We start from the raw sequence: 3375 nt of genomic DNA on the forward strand, positions 1-3375 counted from the left end.
AAGATTGTCCGGCGGTGTCCTACTCTCCCACACCCTCACGAGTGCAGTACCATCGGCGCTGGAGGGCTTAGCTTCCGGGTTCGGAATGTAACCGGGCGTTTCCCCTCCGCCATGACCGCCGTAACTCTATGAACATATCAAACAACCCCGGCACCATAGTCACGGGTGTTCGCTTGTTCAGAGTTGCACAGTGGACGCGTAGCAGCTTAGTAGTCAAGTCCTCGGCCTATTAGTACCGGTCAACTGAACCCGTTACCGGGCTTACATTTCCGGCCTATCAACCCAGTCGTCTAGCTGGGGGCCTTACCCCACATAGTGGGTGGGATACCTCATCTTGAAGCAGGCTTCCCGCTTAGATGCTTTCAGCGGTTATCCCTTCCGAACGTAGCTAACCAGCCGTGCCCCTGGCGGGACAACTGGCACACCAGAGGTTCGTCCGTCCCGGTCCTCTCGTACTAGGGACAGCCCTTCTCAAGTATCCTACGCGCACGGCGGATAGGGACCGAACTGTCTCACGACGTTCTAAACCCAGCTCGCGTACCGCTTTAATGGGCGAACAGCCCAACCCTTGGGACCTGCTACAGCCCCAGGATGCGACGAGCCGACATCGAGGTGCCAAACCATCCCGTCGATATGGACTCTTGGGGAAGATCAGCCTGTTATCCCCGGGGTACCTTTTATCCGTTGAGCGACACCGCTTCCACTCGCAAGTGCCGGATCACTAGTCCCGACTTTCGTCCCTGCTCGACCTGTCAGTCTCACAGTCAAGCTCCCTTGTGTACTTGCACTCAACACCTGATTGCCAACCAGGCTGAGGGAACCTTTGGGCGCCTCCGTTACCCTTTAGGAGGCAACCGCCCCAGTTAAACTACCCACCAGACACTGTCCCTGAACCGGATAACGGTCCGAAGTTAGATACCCAAATCAACCAGAGTGGTATTTCAAGATTGCCTCCACCCATACTGGCGTATGGACTTCACCGGCTCCCACCTATCCTACACAAGCTAATTCGAGTACCAATGTCAAGCTATAGTAAAGGTCCCGGGGTCTTTCCGTCCTGCCGCGCGTAACGAGCATCTTTACTCGTACTGCAATTTCGCCGGGCCTGTGGTTGAGACAGTGGGGAAGTCGTTACGCCATTCGTGCAGGTCGGAACTTACCCGACAAGGAATTTCGCTACCTTAGGATGGTTATAGTTACCACCGCCGTTTACTGGCGCTTAAGTTCTCCGCTTCGCCCCGAAGAGCTAACAGGTCCCCTTAACGTTCCAGCACCGGGCAGGCGTCAGTCCATATACATCGAATTACTTCTTCGCATGGACCTGTGTTTTTAGTAAACAGTCGCTTCCCCCTGCTCTCTGCGGCCATACAACGCTCCACCCGCGCGGGGCTTCACGTCTCCGGCCCCCCTTCTCCCTAAGTTACGGGGGCAATTTGCCGAGTTCCTTAACCACAGTTCGCCCGATCGCCTCGGTATTCTCTACCTGACCACCTGTGTCGGTTTGGGGTACGGGCCGCTAAGAACTCGCTAGAGGCTTTTCTCGGCAGCATAGGATCACTGACTTCACCTGAATCGGCTCGGCATCACGTCTCAGCCTCAATGTGTCGCGGATTTGCCTACGACACGGCCTACACGCTTACCCCGGCACAACCACCGGCCGGGCTCAGCTACCTTCCTGCGTCACCCCATCGCTTGACTACTACCCATCAGGTTCCCACGCTCCCCACCATCCGTCCGAAGACATCAGGCAGCTCGGGTGGTTAGCACAACGAGGTTCATCAGGGACGCTCTTTCGCGGGTACGGGAATATCAACCCGTTGTCCATCGACTACGCCTCTCGGCCTCGCCTTAGGTCCCGACTCACCCAGGGCGGATTAGCCTGGCCCTGGAACCCTTGGTCATCCGGCGGAAGGGTTTCTCACCCTTCTTTCGCTACTCATGCCTGCATTCTCACTCGTGCCGCGTCCACAACTGGGTCACCCCGCTGCTTCACTCGCGGCACGACGCTCCCCTACCCATCCACACACCTGCACAAGGAATCAAGTCCAAGCGAGGATAAAATGTGAATGCCACAGCTTCGGCGGTGTGCTTGAGCCCCGCTACATTGTCGGCGCGGAACCACTTGACCAGTGAGCTATTACGCACTCTTTAAAGGGTGGCTGCTTCTAAGCCAACCTCCTGGTTGTCTATGCGACCCCACATCCTTTTCCACTTAGCACACGCTTAGGGGCCTTAGCTGGTGATCTGGGCTGTTTCCCTCTCGACTACGAAGCTTATCCCCCGCAGTCTCACTGCCGCGCTCTCACTTACCGGCATTCGGAGTTTGGCTGATTTCGGTAAGCTTGTGGGCCCCCTAGACCATCCAGTGCTCTACCTCCGGCAAGAAACACGCGACGCTGCACCTAAATGCATTTCGGGGAGAACCAGCTATCACGGAGTTTGATTGGCCTTTCACCCCTAACCACAGGTCATCCCCCAATTTTTCAACATTGGTGGGTTCGGCCCTCCACGCGGTCTTACCCGCGCTTCAGCCTGCCCATGGCTAGATCACTCCGCTTCGGGTCTAGGACACGCGACTGAATCGCCCTATTCAGACTCGCTTTCGCTACGGCTCCCCCACACGGGTTAACCTCGCCACATGCCACTAACTCGCAGGCTCATTCTTCAAAAGGCACGCCGTCACCCCGCAAGGCTCCGACGGATTGTAGGCGAACGGTTTCAGGTACTATTTCACTCCCCTCCCGGGGTACTTTTCACCATTCCCTCACGGTACTTGTCCGCTATCGGTCACCAGGAAGTATTTAGGCTTACCAGGTGGTCCTGGCAGATTCACGGCAGATTTCAGGGGTCCGCCGCTACTCGGGAACACCCACAGAAGGTCAGCAACTTTCACCTACCGGACTCTCACCGTCTACGGTCAGCCATTCCAGACTGTTCGACTAGCCACTAACTTTGTAACTTCTCAAACAAGTGTCAGCTTGTTTAGCAGGGTCCCACAACCCCGACCACGCAACCCCTGACAGGTATCACACGCAGCCGGTTTAGCCTCAATCCGCTTTCGCTCGCCACTACTCACGGAATCACTAAATTTGTTTTCTCTTCCTACGGGTACTGAGATGTTTCACTTCCCCGCGTTCCCTCCACACACCCTATGTGTTCAGGTGTGGGTGACACCACATGACTGGTGCCAGGTTTCCCCATTCGGACACCCTGGGATCACAGCTTGGTTGACAGCTCCCCCAGGCCTATCGCGGCCTCCCACGTCCTTCATCGGCTCCTGGTGCCAAGGCATTCACCGTTCGCCCTTGACAACTTGACCACAAAGATGCTCGCGTCCACTGTGCAATTCTCAACAAACGACCAACCCACAACCCG

Annotated in this window: 2 rRNA genes; both read right to left on the bottom strand. The window is 56.4% G+C overall.

Annotated features, from left to right (window positions below):
- Positions 1-6: 6 nt before the first annotated feature.
- A 5S ribosomal RNA gene (rrf, locus tag ACLQ26_RS32945) occupies positions 7-123 on the bottom strand.
- Positions 124-209: 86 nt separating this feature from the next.
- A 23S ribosomal RNA gene (locus tag ACLQ26_RS32950) occupies positions 210-3319 on the bottom strand.
- Positions 3320-3375: the final 56 nt, after the last annotated feature.

The organism is Micromonospora sp. DT43, from assembly GCF_049841645.1.
GTDB lineage: Bacteria > Actinomycetota > Actinomycetes > Mycobacteriales > Micromonosporaceae > Micromonospora.